The 20,688-nt window shown below is 38.7% G+C and carries 14 protein-coding genes; 11 read left to right on the plus strand and 3 right to left on the minus strand.

Going from position 1 to position 20,688, the window contains the following annotated elements; translation table 11 throughout:
- Positions 1-3,042 (plus strand): T9SS sorting signal type C domain-containing protein, encoded by a 3,042-nt coding sequence (locus E1750_RS13530; protein WP_133277296.1) that lies wholly within the window; start codon positions 1-3, stop codon positions 3,040-3,042.
- A 22-nt stretch (positions 3,043-3,064) separates the two neighbouring features.
- Positions 3,065-3,283 (plus strand): hypothetical protein, encoded by a 219-nt coding sequence (locus tag E1750_RS13535; protein ID WP_133277297.1) that lies wholly within the window; start codon positions 3,065-3,067, stop codon positions 3,281-3,283.
- A 114-nt stretch (positions 3,284-3,397) separates the two neighbouring features.
- On the opposite strand, the gene E1750_RS13540 is transcribed toward E1750_RS13535, so the two are convergent.
- Complete coding sequence (locus E1750_RS13540; protein ID WP_133277298.1) at positions 3,398-4,987, minus strand: peptide chain release factor 3; 1,590 nt, start codon at positions 4,985-4,987, stop codon at positions 3,398-3,400.
- Positions 4,988-5,794: 807 nt separating this feature from the next.
- Here E1750_RS13540 and eno point away from each other — a divergent pair.
- The 4 genes from eno to ctlX all read left to right on the plus strand — a co-directional run bounded on the left by eno (position 5,795) and on the right by ctlX (position 11,325).
- Entirely contained in the window at positions 5,795-7,087 is a 1,293-nt protein-coding gene (gene eno, locus E1750_RS13545) for a phosphopyruvate hydratase (protein WP_133277299.1), read from the plus strand.
- 150 nt (positions 7,088-7,237) lie between these two features.
- Positions 7,238-8,521: a citrate synthase gene (locus tag E1750_RS13550; protein ID WP_133277300.1), complete on the plus strand. Its 1,284-nt coding sequence runs from the start codon at positions 7,238-7,240 to the stop codon at positions 8,519-8,521.
- A gap of 731 nt (positions 8,522-9,252) precedes the next feature.
- Positions 9,253-10,167, plus strand: a complete 915-nt coding sequence (locus E1750_RS13555) for a dimethylarginine dimethylaminohydrolase family protein (RefSeq protein WP_133277301.1) — start codon at positions 9,253-9,255, stop codon at positions 10,165-10,167.
- 222 nt (positions 10,168-10,389) lie between these two features.
- A complete protein-coding gene (gene ctlX, locus E1750_RS13560; protein WP_133277302.1) occupies positions 10,390-11,325 on the plus strand; it encodes a citrulline utilization hydrolase CtlX in 936 nt (311 codons plus the stop codon).
- 13 nt (positions 11,326-11,338) lie between these two features.
- On the opposite strand, the gene E1750_RS13565 is transcribed toward ctlX, so the two are convergent.
- Positions 11,339-11,968 carry a MarC family NAAT transporter gene (locus E1750_RS13565; protein ID WP_133277303.1) on the minus strand — a complete coding sequence of 210 codons (630 nt, stop codon included), beginning with the start codon at positions 11,966-11,968 and terminating at the stop codon, positions 11,339-11,341.
- Between the two features lie 930 nt (positions 11,969-12,898).
- Between E1750_RS13565 and E1750_RS13570 the strand changes: the two genes are divergently transcribed.
- Positions 12,899-13,264 (plus strand): CoA-binding protein, encoded by a 366-nt coding sequence (locus E1750_RS13570; protein WP_133277304.1) that lies wholly within the window; start codon positions 12,899-12,901, stop codon positions 13,262-13,264.
- A 585-nt stretch (positions 13,265-13,849) separates the two neighbouring features.
- Here the strand turns inward: E1750_RS13570 and E1750_RS13575 are convergent.
- Positions 13,850-15,358: a sodium:solute symporter gene (locus tag E1750_RS13575; protein ID WP_133277305.1), complete on the minus strand. Its 1,509-nt coding sequence runs from the start codon at positions 15,356-15,358 to the stop codon at positions 13,850-13,852.
- 1,102 nt (positions 15,359-16,460) lie between these two features.
- Between E1750_RS13575 and E1750_RS13590 the strand changes: the two genes are divergently transcribed.
- The 4 genes from E1750_RS13590 to E1750_RS13605 all read left to right on the plus strand — a co-directional run bounded on the left by E1750_RS13590 (position 16,461) and on the right by E1750_RS13605 (position 20,241).
- Positions 16,461-17,411 carry a GDP-L-fucose synthase family protein gene (locus tag E1750_RS13590; protein WP_133277306.1) on the plus strand — a complete coding sequence of 317 codons (951 nt, stop codon included), beginning with the start codon at positions 16,461-16,463 and terminating at the stop codon, positions 17,409-17,411.
- 201 nt (positions 17,412-17,612) lie between these two features.
- Positions 17,613-18,005 (plus strand): four helix bundle protein, encoded by a 393-nt coding sequence (locus tag E1750_RS13595; protein WP_133277307.1) that lies wholly within the window; start codon positions 17,613-17,615, stop codon positions 18,003-18,005.
- A gap of 159 nt (positions 18,006-18,164) precedes the next feature.
- Positions 18,165-19,262 carry a GDP-mannose 4,6-dehydratase gene (gene gmd, locus E1750_RS13600; RefSeq protein WP_133277308.1) on the plus strand — a complete coding sequence of 366 codons (1,098 nt, stop codon included), beginning with the start codon at positions 18,165-18,167 and terminating at the stop codon, positions 19,260-19,262.
- A 424-nt stretch (positions 19,263-19,686) separates the two neighbouring features.
- Positions 19,687-20,241 (plus strand): DUF3575 domain-containing protein, encoded by a 555-nt coding sequence (locus E1750_RS13605; RefSeq protein WP_133277309.1) that lies wholly within the window; start codon positions 19,687-19,689, stop codon positions 20,239-20,241.
- The last annotated feature ends 447 nt before the right edge of the window (positions 20,242-20,688 follow it).

A 20,688-nucleotide genomic window follows, 5' to 3' on the forward strand; every position in this document is an offset into this window, starting at 1 on the left:
ATGAAACATTGTAATCAAATCCTAAATCGGAATTATTTCTTGTACTTATTTCTTTCTGTTTTTGCTGCAACTTTTGGTCAAAATGCGCTTGTTGGCAGTGATTTTGCATCAGGTTGGGGCGGTAATTGTCCCAATCCTAGTAATGCTGGTTTTAATTATTTGGGTTTAACTACGGGTTCAGGTGCGTCGGGAACGTATGGATTGACAAAATCGGTTTCCCCTGGATTGAAATATTTTAGATTTGGAGTAGAATGGGGCGGAACGACATCTCAATTGACCATTACTCCCGGTAGTGATGTAGATGTAATTCCTAATGCAACCTACTCCTTAAACACTGCTTGTACAACAAATGGCGCAATGAAATACAATGTACCCAATGCTTCCTACAATTACGTTTTCAAAACCTTGAATGCGGGAACAAATCCAACTGGAACTTTTGTCTTTTTTGAAGTTCAAGGCGCAGTTCGAAGTATAACTGCTGTAACTCAATCACCATTGGCTAGTAGTGTAACGGAATGTCATTCTACAACAATTACAGCCACTTTAGATGGGGATTTAGCCGTTGGGCAAGCGGTTTATTTGCGCTATACAACTAATGGCTATATTAATTCAACCGTTGTGAAACTTACGGGTTCTGGAACCACATTTACAGGAACAATTCCTTCCTTTATAAATGCTTTAGGAGCAAATGTTTCGTATTATTTGTTTACAGCCGGCGATTCAAATGTGGCAACTAATGGGACTAATGCTGATCTATACACCATCAATTTGAATAACAACAGTGGTCCTAATTATTCGTATACCGTTATTTCTGGTGGACCAACAACTGCTATTCCTGACCTAAATTTCGAACAGGCATTGATTGATTTAAATTTAGATTGTACTCTTGATAATAAAGTTTTTACCGGTAATATAAGCAGTTTAACCTCTTTAGATATTAGCGGCAAAAATATTTCAAATCTTACTGGGATAGAAGCTTTTTCAAGTTTAAAAGATCTATATTGTTCTGGTAATTTACTTACAGGTTCCTTAAATCTTAGTGTGCTGCCTAATCTGAGATATATTGATTTAGAAGACAATGATTTGACAGGTTTGAATATCACGGGCTTGACGGATTTAGTAACTTTGATCGTTTGGAAAAACAACTTAACCTCTTTGGATTTAAGTACCAATACAAATATGGACTATTTAGATTGTGACGATAATGCTTTTACCTCCTTAGATGTAAGTGCATTAACAAATTTGAATCAATTTTACTGCAGTGGTAATGTATTAACAGGTTTAGATGTAAGAGGATTGACTAATTTAGTTAATTTCGAATGTGCTGCAAATTCTTCACTATCGTGTATTCTTGTCGATAATGTGGATGCTGCAACTCTTAAAGCTTCAACCATTGATCCCTTGCAAAGTCCATCAACATACTGGACTAAAGACCCCGCTGCAACTTATTCGTATTGTGATTGTAGTTTGATTACTATTTGGAACGGAAGTTCTTGGGATAATGGAGCACCTACGAACGGAACTTACGCGGCAATTATCTCAGGTGATTACAGTCAACCTGCCAATATTAATGCCTGTACTTTGGCCGTAATTAGTGGAGCGATTGTTACCATTCCATCAGGTTATAACGTAACACTAAACGCACCAATAATTGTAGCATCTGGAAGCAGTTTTACTTTAAGCAGCAATGCCAATCTGATTCAAACCAACAAAAGTTCTATTAATTTAGGAAATATTAATGTAAATCGTACTAGTTCATCTTTATTTCGATTGGATTATACACTCTGGTCGTCACCAGTTGCCGGAACTCAAACTTTAGCTGGGTTTTCGCCTTTGACTTTAAGCAATCGATTTTATGAATACAATACAACTTCAGATGTATACAACTCAGTTTCCAATGGAATTAGCTTTGGTCTCGCCAAAGGCTACTTAATTCGTATGCCAAACAGTTGGGTAGATTATGTAGCCTCACCGCCCTCTATTCCGGCATCTTGGACAGGAACTTTTTCTGGAACTCCAAATAATGGGGACATCACTTATACCATGTCACTCGCTGGAAATAAGTATAATGCCGTAGGAAATCCTTACCCATCTGCTTTAATTATGGATAATTTTATTCTAGGGAACAGCAGTAATATTTCAGGGCCATTGTATTTCTGGAGAAAAAGAAATGACGCAACCAACAGTACGTCGTACTCCACTTGTACCACCGCTGGATGTACCCTAAATAACGGGCATCCCTACGCGAATACGGATTTTATTTCAGTTGGACAAGGGTTTATTGTTAAAGCCACAAAGGCCACGCTGAAGTTTACTAATGCCATGCGTATTGCCAATACTACCAATCAGTTTTTCAAAACCAAACAAATAGAAAAAAATAGAATCTGGTTGAATCTTTTGGCTGATACTACTCCAATAAACCAAATGTTATTGGCCTACATGACTGGAGCAACTATGGAAATAGATCCTGCAATTGATGGTGCTTACATCAATGATAGCCCAACCGCTTTGAACTCTTTAATAGGCAATGAAGAATTTGCTGTACAAGGAAGAAGTCTACCATTTGATGGAACCGATGTAGTTCCTTTGGGCTTTAAAACCGCTAGTGATGGTAATTTTACTATTGCCATAGACCACGTTGATGGTTTGTTTGCCACAGCACAAGACATTTATCTTTTTGACAACAAAACTGGCATTGAAACTAATTTGAAAACATCAAGTTATGCTTTCGCTGCTACTGCTGGTGTTGATAATACTAGATTTACTTTGAAATATCAGAAAACTTTGAAAGTCCCAGCGTCAACTACAAATAACAATTCTGTATGGGTATACAAAAATAAAGGAAGTTTGTATGTCAACTCAGGCGCCAAAGCGATCTACTCAATCAAAGTCTATGATGTTCAAGGTAGACTTCTGGCAGAACAAAAAGAAGTCAAGTCTAATACAGCGGTAATAAGCAATTTGAAAGCGTCAAATCAGGTTTTGATCGTTCAAATTCGCGGGGATGACAACTCTGAAGTAACCAAAAAAGTAGCGAATTAAAAACCTTTATAAAGAATCAAAGATGAAAAATATCCTTTTAAAATATTGTATCGCTGTCGTTTTCTTCTGTTCCACCTTTTTTGCGTTTGCTCAGCCAGGTAATAATGATACAGGCGGCGGTTTAGAAAGTTCAGATCCTCCAGCGCCTATCGATGACTATCTATGGGTTTTAGCTCTAGTAGGTTTGTTCTTTGTCTTTATGAAGTTCAGAGCGATGCACAGCAAGAAAATTCAAGGATAAGAACGAAGCTTGTCCAAATATAAAAACCCTGTTCCCGTTTTGGAGCAGGGTTTTGTGTTTATTAGGGTGTCGGCTTGTTGTTTTTAATCTAATACAAGAGTCAAAAAACTTTTTCTATTCAAATTCCGAGGTAAAGAACAGCTTCACATTGGGGTATTTGCTTTGTGTCATTTGGATGGTGAAATCGGAATCGGCCAGAAAAACCAATTGAACGTATTTATCATGTGCCAAGAATTTTTGTTTAATTCTACGGAATTCTTTGAATTCTTCGCTTTTAGGATCATTTGGTTTTACCCAACATGCTTTGTGCACCGGAAAGGTTTCGTAAGTACATTTGGCTCCATATTCGTGCTCCAATCGGTATTGAATGACCTCGTATTGCAGTGCTCCCACGGTTCCAATGATTTTTCTGTTGTTCATTTCGAGTGTAAACAACTGTGCTACACCTTCGTCCATCAATTGATCTACCCCTTTGTCCAATTGTTTAGCTTTCAATGGGTCGGCATTGTTGATGTATCTAAAATGTTCCGGTGAGAAACTCGGAATTCCTTTGAAACTCATCACTTCGCCTTCGGTCAGCGTATCGCCAATTTTGAAATTCCCGGTATCGTGCAATCCTACAATATCGCCGGGATAGGAGATGTCAACGATTTCTTTCTTCTCTGCGAAAAAGGCATTCGGACTCGAGAATTTTAAATTCTTTTTCTGGCGAACGTGGTAGTAGGGTTTGTTTCTTTCGAAAGTGCCCGAAACAATTTTGATGAAGGCCAAACGGTCACGGTGTTTGGGATCCATATTGGCGTGGATTTTAAAGACAAATCCGCTCATTTTTTCTTCTTTTGGGTCTACCAATCTCGTTTCGGAATCTTTGGGTCTTGGTGATGGGGCAATTTCTACAAAACAATCCAAGATTTCGCGAACACCAAAATTATTCAAAGCTGAGCCAAAGAATACGGGTTGCAATTTTCCGTCCAAATAGTCCTGACGGTCAAATTTAGGATAGACTTCATCGATCAGTTCGAGTTCTTCTCGAAGTTTATAAGCGGGCTTTTCGCCAATAATTTTCTCCAATTCCGGACTTTTTACATCCTGAAAAGCAATGGTTTCTTCAATATTCTTGCGACTGTCTCCGCTAAATAAGTTGATGTTTTCTTCCCAAAGATTATAAATTCCCTGAAAATCATAGCCCATACCTATCGGGAAACTCAAGGGTGTTACCGTCAATCCGAGTTTTTGTTCTACTTCGTCCATCAGGTCGAAAGCATCTTTTCCTTCTCGGTCCAATTTGTTGATGAACACAATGATGGGGATGTTTCGCAAACGACATACAGCGACTAGCTTCTCGGTTTGTTCTTCGACCCCTTTGGCTACGTCAATCACCACAATCACACTATCGACAGCGGTTAGGGTTCTAAAAGTATCTTCAGCAAAATCCTTGTGTCCGGGTGTATCGAGAATGTTTATTTTTTTCTCTTTGTAATTGAATGCCAAAACCGAAGTCGAAACCGAAATTCCTCTCTGGCGTTCAATTTCCATAAAGTCGCTCGTGGCTCCTTTTTTGATTTTATTGCTTTTAACGGCTCCCGCTTCTTGGATAGCGCCACCAAAAAGGAGTAGCTTTTCTGTCAATGTTGTTTTACCCGCATCGGGATGCGAAATAATTCCAAAAGTTCTTCTACGTTGTATTTCTTCTAAAAAGCTCATATTTTTTTCAATAGTTTGCAAAAGTACTATTTAAATGTGCGAATTGAAAAAAAAAGTATTCTCTATGGATAGAAAGGCTACTTTTTTTAATGGTTAAAAGTTAGTAATAAGTTCAGCGAGGAGCTCATCGAAGTGGAATGCTGTAAAAATGGATATCTGTTGAAGATGAATAGGGTATGTACTTAGTATGAATGGATCGTTAATGAAGGTAGGATAATAGTTACTATATACTTACTATAAGGTTACTATAAGGTTACTATAAGGTTACTATAAAGTTACTATATAGTTACTATAAGAATACCGATTCCATACGCTATATAGGGCTTTGATAGGGCTTTGATGGGGCCTTGGTATGGGGTTGATTTCACCACTCTTTTTGGCTGTCCTTTTTTGTAAAAATGAATTGTTTTGTAAAAAATTCACATTAGGGATCAAAATAGTTTAAGCCATTGGGTGTAATTAATCAATTTTCAATTAATCGATTCAATAAAAAATGAAACCACATAGTTCCGATAGTTATTGGAACATAGAAAAAAAGAGTTGCATAGCCCAATCCCCGGGTTCGCATAGCTATGTTTTCTCTACTAAAGTGAAACGTCTTTTAAAAATCACAAAATCTATGTGGTTAAAAAACTTTACAAATTGAATTTCATCCTACGGGTTGTTTTAAAATTGTCCAACTGCTTTATTTTTAAAATAGTATATCGTTTTCGTTAATAAGATTACACTTTTTTAATTTTCTCTTAATTAAGGATATTGTATATTTGTAACTAAATAAATTATATTTCAACATTTAAATTTAAAAAAATGAGTATTATTGTTAAAATTCACGCGAGACAAATTTTCGATTCAAGAGGAAATCCTACAGTAGAAGTAGATGTGGTTACAGAAAACGGAGTATTAGGAAGAGCAGCAGTTCCATCTGGAGCTTCTACAGGTAAATTCGAAGCAGTAGAATTACGCGACGGAGGGAAAAACTTTCTAGGAAGAGGAGTTCTTAAAGCGGTTGAAAATGTAAATACAGTAATTGCTGAGGAATTAGTTGGAACTTCTGTTTTCGAACAAAACTTGATCGACCAAACGATGATCGAATTGGACGGAACTCCAAATAAAGCAAAATTGGGTGCCAATGCCATTCTTGGTGTTTCACTTGCCGTTGCCAAAGCAGCAGCAAATGAGTTGGGTATGCCTTTGTATAGATATGTTGGTGGCGTTTCTGCTAACACCTTGCCAGTTCCGATGATGAATATCATCAATGGTGGTTCTCACTCTGATGCGCCTATCGCATTCCAAGAGTTTATGATTATGCCGGTAAAAGCAACTTCTTTTACTCACGCTTTGCAAATGGGAACTGAGATTTTCCACAATCTTAAAAAAGTGTTGCACGATAGAGGTTTGAGTACTGCTGTAGGTGACGAAGGTGGATTTGCTCCCAACTTGGCTGGTGGAACGGAAGATGCTTTGGATACTATCAAAAAAGCAGTTGAATTGGCTGGATACACTTTTGGTGACGAGGTAATGATCGCTTTAGACTGTGCTTCTTCTGAATTTTATTCTGATGGTAAATACGATTATACTAAATTCGAAGGGCCAACAGGAAAAATCAGAACTTCTGCAGAGCAAGTAGACTATATGGCTGAATTGGCTGCGAAATATCCAATTATCTCTATCGAAGATGGTATGGACGAAAACGACTGGGACGGTTGGAAAATGCTAACTGAAAGAATTGGAGACAAAGTACAATTGGTTGGAGACGATTTATTCGTAACTAATGTAGAGCGTCTTTCTACTGGAATTGAGAAAAACATTGCCAATTCTATCCTAGTAAAAGTAAACCAAATTGGTTCCTTAACTGAAACCATTGCAGCTGTAAATATGGCTAAAAATGCGGGTTATACTTCAGTAATGTCGCACCGTTCGGGAGAAACAGAAGACAATACGATTGCTGACTTAGCGGTGGCTTTGAACTGTGGACAAATAAAAACAGGTTCGGCTTCGCGTTCTGATCGTATGGCAAAATACAATCAGTTGATAAGAATTGAAGAAGAATTAGGAAATACCGCGTATTTTCCTGGTAAAAATGCGTTTAAAATAAAATAATCGCACTATTTTTATTAAAAAGCCATTTGCGTCAAGTGAATGGCTTTTTTTTTGGTTTTTAACATTTTCTTTGAGAATTTCATTTTTTAATTCGTTTGTAATTGCCTAAATTTGGAGAAATAATTTATTAAAGTTTTATTACCAAAGACCATGTCAAAAACAGCGAAATTAGAAATTGACGGAAAAGTTTACGAGTTGCCAATTTATGTTGGAACGGAAAATGAACTCTCTGTCGATATTAGCAAATTAAGGGATATATCTGGAGCTATTACCTTAGATCCAGGGTATAAAAATTCGGGAGCGTGTACCAGCGAAATTACTTTCCTAGATGGAGAAGAAGGTATTTTGCATTACAGAGGCTATTCCATCGAAGAATTGGCTGAAAAGTCCAATTTTCTTGAGGTCTGCTTTTTGCTAATTTACGGCGAATTGCCTACTGCAGCTCAGGTTCTAGATTTCGAGACCCATATTAGAAGATATACTTTGGTCAATGAGGAGATGAAGAGCATCATCGATGGTTTTCCGACCACCGCTCACCCAATGGGAGTACTGTCGGCTTTGACCAGCGCTTTGATTGCTTTCAATCCGAAAGCTGTCAATCCGGAACACCCAGACGAATTGTATGAAGCGGTTTGTAAGCTATTGGGCAAGTTTCTAGTAATTGCCTCTTGGACCTATAGAAAAAGCTTAGGCTATCCTTTGAATTATTACGATAACACTATTGGCTATGTTGAAAATTTCATGCAATTGATGTTTAAATTGCCAACAGAACCTTACAAGGCCGATCCCGTTGTGGTTGAAGCCCTAGATAAATTGTTCATTCTGCACGCCGATCACGAGCAAAACTGTTCTACCTCAACAGTGCGAATGGTAGGTTCTTCTCATGCTGGTTTATTCGCTTCGGTTTCTGCGGGTATTTCTGCACTTTGGGGACCATTACACGGGGGAGCCAACCAAGCCGTGCTTGAAATGTTGGAAGAAATTCATGCCAATGGCGGTGATGCCGAAAAATACATGGCCAAAGCCAAAGATAAAAACGACTCCTTCCGATTGATGGGCTTTGGACACCGTGTCTATAAAAACTTTGATCCTAGAGCCAAAATTATCAAGAAAGCTGCCGATGAGGTTTTGAGTACCTTGGGTGTGAATGATCCTATTTTGGAAATTGCCAAAAAATTAGAACAATTGGCCTTGGCCGACGAGTATTTTATCTCCAGAAAATTATATCCTAACGTGGATTTCTATTCTGGTATTATTTACCGCGCCTTAGGCATTCCTACTGATATGTTTACGGTTATGTTCGCTATTGGTAGATTGCCAGGTTGGATTGCGCAATGGAAAGAAATGAGATTGAACAAAGAACCCATAGGAAGACCAAGACAAATTTACACTGGCTCTCCTTTGCGATCTTTTGTAGCTATGGAAAAACGATAATTTCAATTTTATAAGCATTAGAGCCACTTCCTTCGGAGTGGTTTTTTTGTATTAATTGTGGCTTATAAGGTAGCAGAAGGAGGGATTTGTGCAGCGGGGTACGAAGTCGGGAGGCTTCGCTCAGCGGGCTTCTCGATACAATTTTGAATAGTAAAGCTGTCGCATTACTATTCAAAATCACTCGAAGTGACGTGTGGGTAAAGAATAACGTTAATAGTACGTCAGTTCGATTTTTAAAGCTAGATAAATATTAAGATTATAACAAAAGCGTAATGCTTTAAAAATTGTATGGAGAACCCTAGCTTTCAAAAGGCTTCTCGATACAATTTTGAATAGTAAAGCTGTCGCATTACTATTCAAAATCACTCGAAGTGACGGCGCTTTTTTATCCAGATCGCTCCGATTCGTATAGCGGGTAACAAATAGACTTGTATTTTGGATTGTTTTGTTTTCCTACAGCTAAAGCTGTAGGCAATTCATCAGTTGAGCTAAAGCTGTAGGCAATTCAGCTAAAACCGTAGGCAATTCATTTTAAGCTAAAGCTGTAGGTAATCCATTTGTTAAGCGAAAGCTGTGGGCAATTTATTTGTTTTGAAATACCTGAGTTTTGGTGTAGAAAACTGGATTTGATCGCACGAAAAACTATTTTCGGTTGGTTATAAAAATAGAATAAACAAAGCTTCTCTTATTCGAGGGGCTTTTTTATCTTTGGCAAAACCAAAATCCCTACTATGTTAGCATTAAACATAAAAAATGAGACTTCAAGATTGCGAGCTGTTGTTCTGGGCATTGCCAATAGCAATGGGCCAACGCCAACTGCCGAAGAAGCCTATGACCCCAAATCATTGGAACATATCTTAGCTGGTACTTATCCCAAAGAGGCCGATATGATTCGCGAAATGGACGCTTTCCATCGGGTTTTTGAAAAATATGGAGTCCGCGTTTTTCGCCCGGAGATTAGGGAAAATTACAATCAGATTTTTACCAGAGATATTGGCTTTGTCATCGATGATGTTTTTATAAAATCGAATATTTTACCTGATAGAGCTCGGGAGGTGGAAGCTATTCAGTATGTAATTGACCAAATCAATCCTGCCAAAGTAGTTAGCCCACCCGAAGAAGTGCATATCGAAGGCGGAGATGTGATGTTGTGGAACGATTATATTTTCATCGGTACCTACAAAGGCAGTGACTATAAGGATTATATAACCGCCAGAACCAATGTGCAAGGGGTGCAATACATCAAAGATTTATTTCCCCATAAAAAAGTCAAGGAATTCGATTTGATCAAATCAAAAATAGAGGCTAGGGACAATGCCTTGCATTTGGATTGTTGTTTTCAGCCTGTGGGCGATAACAAAGCAATCATATACAAACGCGGTTTCAGGGAAGAAGCCGATTATTTATTTTTGCTTGATTTATTTCGTGAAGAGAATCTGTTTCACATTAGCAGAAAGGAAATGTATCATATGAATTCGAATGTTTTTTCTATCGATTCGAATGTGGTGGTTTCAGAACGCAAGTTTACACGATTGAATAAATGGTTGCGAAAAAACGGTTTTGTGGTTGAGGAAATTCCCTATGCTGAAATCGCCAAACAAGAAGGGTTGTTAAGATGTTCTACCTTACCTTTGATTAGAGATTAATTATTTGTAGAGACGTTGTAGCAGAGAGGTTATAACAGAGACGTTGTAGCAGAGAGGTTATAACAGAGACGTTGTAACAGAGAGGTTGTAACAGATACGTTGTAGCAGAGACGTTGTAGCAGAGAGGTTGTAACAGAGACGTTGTTGTAGAGACGTTGTTGTAGAGACGTTGTTGTAGAGACGTTGCAATGCAACGTCTCTACAAATTAAATATATAAAAACATGAATCAAACCACCAATTCTATTTTAATGATTCGCCCCGTGGCGTTTCGAATGAACGAACAAACGGCAGTCAATAATTATTACCAAAAAGTCCTCGATGGACTGTCAAAAGAAACGGTAAATGCCAAGGCGCAGGAAGAATTTGATGCTTTTGTCACTAAACTTCGAATGGTTGGGGTTGATGTGACCGTCGTCGATGACACTATTCAGCCTGACACGCCTGACAGTATTTTTCCCAATAATTGGATTTCCTTTCACGAAAGTGGCGATGTGGTTTTGTATCCGATGTTTGCCGAAAATCGACGAGCAGAACGCAGAGAAGATATTCTGGATGTTCTGGAAGAGGAGGGTTTTGTGATCAACGAAATTATGGATTATACTTCGGCAGAAGAGGATCATTTTTTTCTCGAAGGAACAGGAAGTATTCTGTTAGATCGAGAAAATGGTAAAGCCTATTGCGCCTTATCGCCTCGAGCTGACGAAGAATTATTCATCGAATTTTGCGAAGATTTCGAATATTCTCCCGTAATTTTTGAAGCCTTTCAAACGGTTGATGGGGAACGCAAATTGATTTATCATACCAATGTGATGATGTGCATTGGTGATACCTTTGCGGTGATTTGTGCCGATTGTATCGATGACAAGAAAGAGCGAAAAATGGTTTTGGATAGTTTGAAAGGAGACGAAAAAGAAATCATATTCATTACAGAAGATCAAGTCAATTCGTTTGCAGGCAATATGCTCGAAGTAAAAGGAGCTGACGACAGACGCTATTTAGTAATGAGCCAATCGGCGCATCAGTGTTTGACCAAAAAGCAAATTGCCCAAATCGAAGAGCATGTGACTATCTTGAGTTCGAGCTTGGATACCATCGAGGCTTGCGGCGGAGGGAGTGCCCGCTGTATGATGGCCGAAATATTCTTACCCAAAGAATAATAGGCCGAGATTGTTAGAGCAAATTGCCTTTGATGATCGTGATTATTGCGCTGACAATGTATTGAATTCCGATGGCAATGACAATGAATCCGACAATTCTCGAGATGGCTACAATTCCCGATGTTCCCAGTATTTTCGCAAGATAATGGGCGCTTCTCAAGATGATGAAAATGGCAATGGCTATGGCAAAAATGGCCAAACAGGAAATAATAATTTCGTTTGTAGCATGGTGTTCCTGATAAAAGGCAATGAGCAAGGATATGGAGCCCGGACCAGCAAGCATGGGAATGGCAAGCGGGGTTAATGCTATGTCGTTTCGCTGTTGGGCTTCGGTTTCGGCTTTTTTATTGATACCTCGTTTTTTGTTGAACTTGCCTGAAAGCAAGGAGAAACCCGAGCTTACAATGATGATTCCACCCGCTATGCGCAGTGCCTCAATGCTAATGCCAAAAAAGCTCAGCACGTATTGTCCGATAAAAAAGGAAACAATCAGAATGATAAAGACATCTATCGCGGTCCATAGTGAAATACGGGAGCGCTCTTTTTTGGTGTCGGAATGGGTGAGACCCACGAAAATAGGCACTGTTCCGATAGGGTTTAAGACCGAAAATAGCGCAGCAAATAAATAGATGAATAAATCCATAGGTGTTGTTTTGTCGGTACAAAAGTAGGCTTTTATGAGATTTGGTTGTTATTCATTTTTGTTTTATTTTGTGTAGATGGATGATGGATGATGGGTGATGGATGATGGGAGTAGGCAGATCTCGAGCAGTATATTACTCAGGTGTGGTGAGACTCCTACGGACTGACAAATAGCCTTGTGTTTTGGGTTACTCTTGTGTGATGAGACTCCTACGGAGTGACAAATAGACTTGTGTTTTGGAATGCTCTTGTTTGGTGAGACTCCTATAGGGTGACAAATAGGACTTGTGTTTTGGAATGCTCTTGTTTGGTGAGACTCTAATGGGTTGACAAATAGGACTTGTGTTGTGGATTGTTTCAAGCCAAATGAGACTTCGAGCAGCGGGGTTGGGGGATTGCAGGTGGCAGATTTCAGATTGCAGTGGTGTTTTTGTAATTATATTTAACCCGTTGGGTGTAATTCAATTTAATTTTTTTAAACACATAGAATCATAGTTTTTTATTAATTTTATTAAGACGCTTCGCTTGATTTTAGTAAATCATAGCTATGTGAACCCAAGAACTGGGCTATCCAACTCTTTTTTCTATGATTCTATGCGTTTCAATTTTACTATTTCTAAAAATTTAATAATTTCACCCAACGAGTTATATTTAATAAGTTTATAGTACAATCCTCCCGTTGGGTGTGATAAGGAAGTACGAGGTACGATATACGAGGTGGGAAGTAGGAAGATGGAAGGTGGAAGAGGAAGGCGGAAGAAGAATCCAAACTCCTAAACAAGGGTGTAATTTTAATTTTATTCTAGTTGAATTACTATTAATTCGTGCAATTCGTGTTTGCAAATTTTAAAAGCGAATGCCCTGACAATCATTTTAAATTGATTTCCCTTTCCTCTTTTTTGACTACCTTTGTGGCATACAATTATAGACTATGAAAAACAAAAAAACTGTGGTTTTAGGGGCGAGTGCTAAGCCAGACAAATATGCTTATAAAGCCATTTCGATGCTGGTAGCCAAAGGACATGCTGTTTTGGCTATCGGTCAAAATGCAGGCGAAGTTGCGGGTGTGAAAATTCAAACTAAAGCGATTCCATTAAAAAATATCGATACAATCAGTTTGTATTTGAATCCTGCTCGTCAACGGGATTATTACAATTATATCGTCGAGTCGAAACCCAAGCGCGTGATTTTTAATCCTGGAACGGAGAATCCCGAGTTTTATCAGTTATTAGAATTGAATAACATCAACGTTGAGGTAGCCTGTACCTTGGTTTTGTTGGCGACTAATCAGTATTGAACTGGGTTTTGATCTTCAAATTTGCATTGGGGTTCATAAATGAAACGGCAAAGGTTTTTGAAACTTTTGCCGTTTGTTTTTTATTAGAATCTCGTTTCTTTTACAGCCGGCATGCTGATGTGGTGTAAGCCTATGAAAGTGATTTTGTAAGTAGGGAGAGCTCGTGCATCGGATTACTATTGTGTCGTGAGACTCCTACGGACTGACAAAGAGGCTTGTGTTTTGGATTTTTTTATGATAGCTTGGATATTGCACAGTGGGATATCAGTCGAGACTTCGTCTCAGTATGGAATGAAACGGCAAAGGTTTTTGAAACTTTTGCCGTTTGTTTTTTATTAAAATCTGGTTTCTTCAACAGCCGGTTTGCTGATCAGGTACTAACCGATAAAAGTGATTAGGTGGCGGGGAGTCCTTGTGCAGCAGATTTCTCTAGTGCGCTGAGACTCCTACGGACTGACAAATAGACTAGTGTTTTAGATAGTTTCATTTCAAACGTAGCTTTGCACAGTGGGACATCAGTCGAGACTTCGTCTCAGTATGGAATGAAACGGCAAAGGTTGTTGCAACTTTTGCCGTTTGTTTTTATTAGAATCTTGTTTCTTCAACGGCCGGTTTGCTGATGAGGTACAAACCAATAAAAGTGATTAGAGTGTTGATGATGATGAGCTCATTGTCAAAGACGTATCCAAAGAATATTTTGGCGGAGTTTTCACTTAGTACTAGCGTTAGTATAGGTGATAAAATGCAAATGAGGGGCACCCATTTGTCGCTGACGTTTTTCGATTTTACCAACAAGCCAAACGTATATAAGCCCAACAAAGGTCCGTAAGTGTACGAAGCTACCTTGAAAATCATTCCCACCACTGAGCTGTCGTTGATGGCATTGAAAAAGATAATTACTAAGAACATTAAGAAGGAAAAGCTAAGGTGCACGATATGTCGGGTGCGGACGATATTGGGTTTGTTAAGGTTCTCCGCTTTGTCCATACCTAAAAAATCGACACAGAAAGAGGTGGTGAGCGCTGTTAGGGCTGAATCGGTCGTGGCGAAAGTTGCTGCTGTTAATCCCAAAAGGAATACTACTGAGGGTACTATGGCTAAATGATGAAAAGCGATTTCCGGAAAAAGCAAATCGGTTCGTGGTTTGCTGGTGACCAAATCTGTTGGGACACTAATCCCATTTTTCTCCGCATAAATATAAAGCAGGGCTCCCACACTTAGGAAAAATATATTGATTAAAACAAATATTCCCGTAAAGCTGAACATATTTTTCTGGGCTTCGCCAATGGTAGCGCAACTCAAATTCTTCTGCATTAAATCCTGGTCTAGGCCGACCATGGCGATGGTGACAAACATCCCTCCAAGGATTTGTTTGACAAAGTGGAACTTACTGGTCAGGAAATCATCAAAGAAAAATATCTTGGAATAATTACTGTTTTTTACTTCTTCAAATGCCCCTATTGCACTTAAATTAAGGCTATCGCAAATGAAATAAATCGTCAGAAATACCGAAGTGACTAAGAAAAAAGTCTGCAACGCATCGGTGATGATGATGGTTTTTAGGCCGCTTTTGTAGGTATAAGAAAAGATGAGTGCCAGCGAAAGTAAAACCGTCACGGCAAACGGAACTCCATAATAATCGAATACAAATCGTTGCAGCACAATAACCACTAAATACAATCGGAAGGAGGAGCCAATGGTTCGACTCGCCAAGAATATGGCTGCTGCAGTTTTGTACGCATAATGTCCGAGGCGTTTTTCGATGTAACCATAGATTGAAGTCAGGTTCATTCGGTAATACAAAGGCAGTAAAACAGTAGCAACAATGATAAATCCGAGAGCGTTTCCGATCACAAACTGAAAATATTTGAATTGTTCGCCGCTTGCTGCGCCGACTTCACCCGGAACCGAAATAAAAGTCACTCCTGAAAGGGCGGTTCCGATCATTCCAAATGCCACCAAGTACCACTTTGAGTTTTTATTGGCTTTGAAGAAAGCATCGTTGCCGCTATTGTTTTTACTGGTGTGGAATGAAATGTAAAACAAAATGCCAAAATAGGCGGTAATCAAGAGTAGGATGGTTGCTGGTGTCATTTTTTTGGGTTGTTTTTTTGGTATGCCAATGTACAAATTTTTGGTGAATGTTGAGGTTGCAGGTTGTAGGTTGCAGATTGCGGGTTGCAGATTGCAGGTTGCAGATTGCAGGTTGCGGGTTGCAGATTGCAGGTTGCGGGTTGCAGATTGCAGGTTGCAGATTGCAGGTTTCAGGTTTCAGGTTGCAGGTTGCAGATTGTAGGTTGCAGGTTTCAGGTTGCGGGTTGCAGATTACAGGTTGCGGGTTTCGAGTTACGGGTTTCGAGTTACGGGTTGCAGGTTGTAGATTGCAGGTTGCAGATTACAGATTGCAGATAGCAGGTTTCAGGTTGCGGGTTTCAGGTTTCAGGTTTCAGGTTGCAGATTGTAGGTTGCAGGTTTCAGGTTGCAGGTTTCAGGTTGCGGGTTGCAGATTACAGGTTGCGGGTTTCGAGTTACGGGTTGCAGGTTGTAGATTGCAGGTTGCAGATTACAGATTGCAGATAGCAGGTTTCAGGTTGCGGGTTTCAGGTTTCAGGTTGAGAGTTACGAGTTTCGGGATAGGGGTTGCAGTTGTTTTTTGTTATGCTTATTATAAAAAGGGGGTGTTGTATGTGGTGGCTAAGGATTTGCTTTGCTCTTTAGGAGGTGGTTGGTTTTAGAATGAGGGAGTTGATTGTGATTTTTATTTTCATACCTAATTATGCTACAATTACGGGCTTAGTGATGATAATTTTAAAAAAGTTTGCTATTTTGCTATTTTTTTCTGGTTTTTTTGAGAAATCGATAATTAATTGTTGTAATAAACTTATGGTCAGTAAATTGCAATGGTTAATCAATTTTTGCCAATTTTTTTTGTAATAATTTGTTTTTAACTTTTTGGATTTTTATTGTTATTAAATAGCCTCTTGATAGTATAAATGTGGGTTAGTTTTTTATATTTGCATTTCATTTGACCAGCCTCAACAACAAACGATTCTGTGAGTTGGAAGGGCGAAGCCATAGGCTTTTCGGATGCTATGATGATGATTTGGTCTATAAATGCTTGTTGGTGGGCTGGCTAATTTTACCAGTCAGTAAATTACTATTCAGCAAGTTGAATTAACATAAAATTAATAAGATTATGAATTTAAACTCAAAAATTTATATCGCTGGGCATCGTGGGATGGTAGGTTCTGCGATTTGGAGAACCTTGAGCGCAAAAGGCTATACCAACCTGATTGGTATTTCGAGCACTGAATTGGATTTGCGTAATCAATTGGCGGTTCGAGAGTTTATGGCTAAAGAGCAGCCCGAGGTTGTTATTGATGCTGCGGCCAGAGTGGGAGGGATTTTGGCCAACAATAATTATCCCTACCAATTCATTATGGAAAATATGCTCATCCAAAACAATTTGATTGATTCGGCTTTGCAAGCGGGGATTGAAAAGTTTATTTTCTTGGGTAGTTCTTGTATTTATCCGCGATTGGCTCCTCAGCCATTGAAAGAGGATTGTTTGCTAACTAGTGAGTTGGAACCCACCAACGAATGGTATGCCATTGCCAAGATTACCGGGGTCAAAGCCTGTCAGGCGATCCGAAAACAGTTTGGCAAGGACTACGTTAGTCTGATGCCTACCAATTTGTATGGCACCTACGACAATTTCGACTTGAACACTTCGCATGTGCTTCCTGCGATGATGCGTAAATTTCACGAAGCAAAAATAAATAATCATGCGCTAGTGACCCTTTGGGGCAGCGGTACGCCACTACGAGAATTTTTGTTTGTAGATGATATGGCCGAAGCAGTGGTTTTTGCCTTAGAAAATAAATTGCCAGATTATTTGTATAATGTGGGGACCGGAGTGGATTTGACCATTAGACAATTGGCCGAAACTATCCAAAAAATTACTGGGCATCAGGGAGACATCATTTGGGATGCCTCGAAACCTGACGGGACTCCCCGGAAATTAATGGATATCTCCAAAATGCACGAATTAGGCTGGAAGCACAAAGTAGATTTGGAACAAGGGATTCAAATGACCTATGATTGGTTTGTGGAGCATGTGGATCAGGTGAAAAAGGTGGCTTTGTAGGTAAAGGGTTAATCGGTTAGGAAAAGGTTAATCGGTTAATCGTTTAGGAAAAGGTTAGTCGTTTAGGAAAAGTTTAATCGGTTAGAAGAAATTTAATTTTTTACGAAACAGTTAACCAATTAAACAGTTAAACTACTCAAAAGTTCAATCACATAGAAACAGTTAACCAGTTAACCGATTAAGCAGTTAACCTTTTTTAAAATGAACTATCATACTTATTCTTTTGAAAAATTAGAGGTTTATCAATTGGCAAGAAAGTATAAAATTGATATAAAATTAATGAGTCGGTCGTTTCCTAAAGAGGAAAGATTTGAATTGACTAGCCAAATTAATAGATCTTCACGAAGTATTTCAACAAATTTAGCTGAGGGTTCAGGTAGGGCATCTAATTTTGATCAGGCTCATTTTACAAATATGTCCTATGCGACCGGTTTAGAAACAATTGATCATTTGAATACGGCATTAGATATGGGGTATATTGATGAAATGAAATATACAGCACTTCGGATAAAATTAGATACAATTTTAAATAAGCTAAATTCACTTTACAAATATCAAATCAATAATAAAGAAACATTAAAGAAAAAGGGTTAATCGGTTAGAAAAAGGTTAATCGGTTGGGGAAAGGGTTAATCGATTAGAAAAAGATTAATCGGTTAGGAAAAAAATAAAAATTAACCAATTAGTCAATTAAACAATTAACCGATTAAGCAATTAATCAAATAAACATATTATTAATTTCAACATAAAAACATGAGCACTACTAAACAAAAAGTTGCATTAATAACTGGTATTACGGGTCAAGATGGATCGTATTTAGCCGAATTATTATTAGAAAAAGGCTATATGGTCCATGGGGTCAAAAGAAGAGCCTCTTCGTTTAACACCCAAAGAATTGATCATATCTATCAGGATCAGCACCAAAATCATGTAGATTTTAAGTTGCATTATGGGGATTTGACCGATTCGACTAATATCATCCGAATCATTCAAGAAGTACAACCGGATGAAATTTATAATCTAGGAGCGATGTCGCATGTGAAAGTGTCCTTCGACTCTCCGGAGTACGTAGCCAATGTGGACGGAATTGGTACCCTAAGAATATTAGAAGCTGTACGTATATTGGGTATGGAAAAGAAAACGAGAATCTATCAAGCCTCGACTTCGGAGTTGTATGGTGGTTTGGCCGAAAATAAGAATGCAGCCGGTTTTTACGATGAAAACTCTCCGTTCTATCCTCGTTCGCCTTATGGAGTAGCGAAAATTTACGGGTTTTGGATTACCAAAAACTACCGTGAAGCCTATAATATTTATGCTTGTAATGGGATATTGTTTAATCACGAATCGCCAAGAAGAGGGGAGACCTTCGTGACTCGAAAAATTACGATGGCCACCGCTGCTATTGCTTTAGGACAGCAAGATTGTTTGTACTTGGGGAACTTAAACTCCCAAAGAGACTGGGGTCATGCCAAAGATTACGTCGAAGCGATGTGGAGAATCTTGCAGCAAGAGGTAGCCGAAGACTATGTGATTGCCACCGGAGTTACTACTTATATCCGTGATTTTGTGCGTTATTCTTTTGCTGAAGTCGGTATCGAATTGGCTTTTGCAGGCGAAAACGAAAATGAAACTGCCACCGTTGTAGCTTGTAAGCATCCTGAATATCAATTGCCAATAGGAACCGTAGTGGTTCGCGTGGATCCACAATATTATCGCCCTACCGAGGTAGATTTGTTGATTGGTGATCCAACTAAATCTAAAAAATTAGGTTGGGTACCGCAATATGATTTGGCCGGTTTGGTTAAGGAAATGGTGGCGAGTGATTTGGAGCTATTGAAGAGGGCTAGGTAAAGCGGTTATCGGTTATTTGTTATCTGTTGTCGGTTGTTTTTAATGGGACGCTGATTAAACGGATTCGCTAAAGCGAAACACTGATGAAAACGGTTTTTTTTGAATTTTTGACTTGAGCGTTGGTGGTTTTCGAAAAGTAAGAGGTTTACAAATCTTTAAAGGCATGAAGTTGGGAGTCTTTACGGATTGAGATAAGCCGTGTTGCAAACGCTTCGATGTGGTTATTGATATAAGTAGGTACTCGTCGCTGACGAGTCAGAGAACTTGACAAACAAGCCAGTTGGGAGTAATTGTTTGAAGGTTTAAAAGGTTAAGCGGTGAGGAAAAAGTTAAACCTATTTAAAATGTCAGATTCGATTAAACAATTAAGCAATTCACCAACTAAACAATTCACCAAGTGCACACTACACCCTTAAAAATTCAAATGAAAAAAATAATACTCCTTTTTACTCTTCTATTTTGTGTCCAATTGGAGGCGCAAACTTATATAAAATACAATCCGGTGCCCAATATTTTTGGAGCTATCAATTTGGGGGTAGAAACCTCGATTGGGAAAAAGACCAGCTTTTCGTTTGACATCCTAACTTCGCCTTGGGACATTAACGGCAAACCCAGGAAGTTTATCTTTTTTGTGCCTGAGGTGCGGTACCATTTCAAAGAGCAGTACAAAGGATTTTATGCCGGTGGTCATGTCGGCTATGTTCAATATAATAGCCAGAAATGGAATTATGATTATCTTCCCGATTATTATCAACAAGGTTTTGGCTACTTCATTGGTGCTACAGTTGGTTACCAACTTCCCATTGCTAAAAAATGGAATTTAGATTTTTTCATAGGAGGTGGCTGGCAGGAGGGCTTTTATAAGGGTTACGACGGTGCAACGGGCGAACGAATAGATGGTGCTACCGATTGGAATGTCAGTGGTGACTGGTATTTGTATCGCGGAGGGGTCATGGTTTCGTATAAAATTGGAGGTTGAGTTAATGGTTATCGGTTATCGGCTAGGTGATAAGAGGTTGTCAGTTATCTGTTATGTGTTAATTGGGTTATTTTTTAATTTTTTAAGGGTTTAAAATTGTTTAATCGGTTAATAGTTTAAAGTTTAAAGTTTAAGGTTGTTTAAAATTGTTTAACTGGTTATCGGTTAAGGTTTAAAAGTTTAAGGTTTAAGGTTTAAAGTTGTTTAAAGTAGTTGATAACGTGAGCTTATAGAATACAGCCCTAGCCCCAACTCCTCCAAAAGAGGGGCATTATTTCAGGAGAATTAATAGTGCTATCATGCAGAAAACGTTATTTTATATTGATTTTTTTAGAATACAATTTTGCTTCGGGATGACCGCTACTAATGAAGTTTTAGTATCTAAGGGCTTCGCCTGTGCTCCGCGTAACAAAATAGATATAAATTAACATTGCTTTTTTTAGAATA

Source organism: Flavobacterium nackdongense (genome assembly GCF_004355225.1).
GTDB lineage: Bacteria > Bacteroidota > Bacteroidia > Flavobacteriales > Flavobacteriaceae > Flavobacterium > Flavobacterium nackdongense.

Excerpts from the sequence above, each read along its gene's own strand:
- E1750_RS13535 (WP_133277297.1), top strand. The coding sequence starts at position 3,065 with ATGAAAAATATCCTTTTAAAATATTGTATCGCTGTCGTTTTCTTCTGT.
- E1750_RS13540 (WP_133277298.1), bottom strand. The coding sequence starts at position 4,987 with ATGAGCTTTTTAGAAGAAATACAACGTAGAAGAACTTTTGGAATTATT.
- E1750_RS13555 (WP_133277301.1), top strand. The coding sequence starts at position 9,253 with ATGTTAGCATTAAACATAAAAAATGAGACTTCAAGATTGCGAGCTGTT.
- E1750_RS13605 (WP_133277309.1), top strand. The coding sequence starts at position 19,687 with ATGAAAAAAATAATACTCCTTTTTACTCTTCTATTTTGTGTCCAATTG.
- eno (WP_133277299.1), top strand. The coding sequence starts at position 5,795 with ATGAGTATTATTGTTAAAATTCACGCGAGACAAATTTTCGATTCAAGA.
- E1750_RS13570 (WP_133277304.1), top strand. The coding sequence starts at position 12,899 with ATGAAAAACAAAAAAACTGTGGTTTTAGGGGCGAGTGCTAAGCCAGAC.
- gmd (WP_133277308.1), top strand. The coding sequence starts at position 18,165 with ATGAGCACTACTAAACAAAAAGTTGCATTAATAACTGGTATTACGGGT.
- E1750_RS13575 (WP_133277305.1), bottom strand. The coding sequence starts at position 15,358 with ATGACACCAGCAACCATCCTACTCTTGATTACCGCCTATTTTGGCATT.
- E1750_RS13530 (WP_133277296.1), top strand. The coding sequence starts at position 1 with ATGAAACATTGTAATCAAATCCTAAATCGGAATTATTTCTTGTACTTA.
- ctlX (WP_133277302.1), top strand. The coding sequence starts at position 10,390 with ATGAATCAAACCACCAATTCTATTTTAATGATTCGCCCCGTGGCGTTT.
- E1750_RS13595 (WP_133277307.1), top strand. The coding sequence starts at position 17,613 with ATGAACTATCATACTTATTCTTTTGAAAAATTAGAGGTTTATCAATTG.
- E1750_RS13590 (WP_133277306.1), top strand. The coding sequence starts at position 16,461 with ATGAATTTAAACTCAAAAATTTATATCGCTGGGCATCGTGGGATGGTA.
- E1750_RS13550 (WP_133277300.1), top strand. The coding sequence starts at position 7,238 with ATGTCAAAAACAGCGAAATTAGAAATTGACGGAAAAGTTTACGAGTTG.
- E1750_RS13565 (WP_133277303.1), bottom strand. The coding sequence starts at position 11,968 with ATGGATTTATTCATCTATTTATTTGCTGCGCTATTTTCGGTCTTAAAC.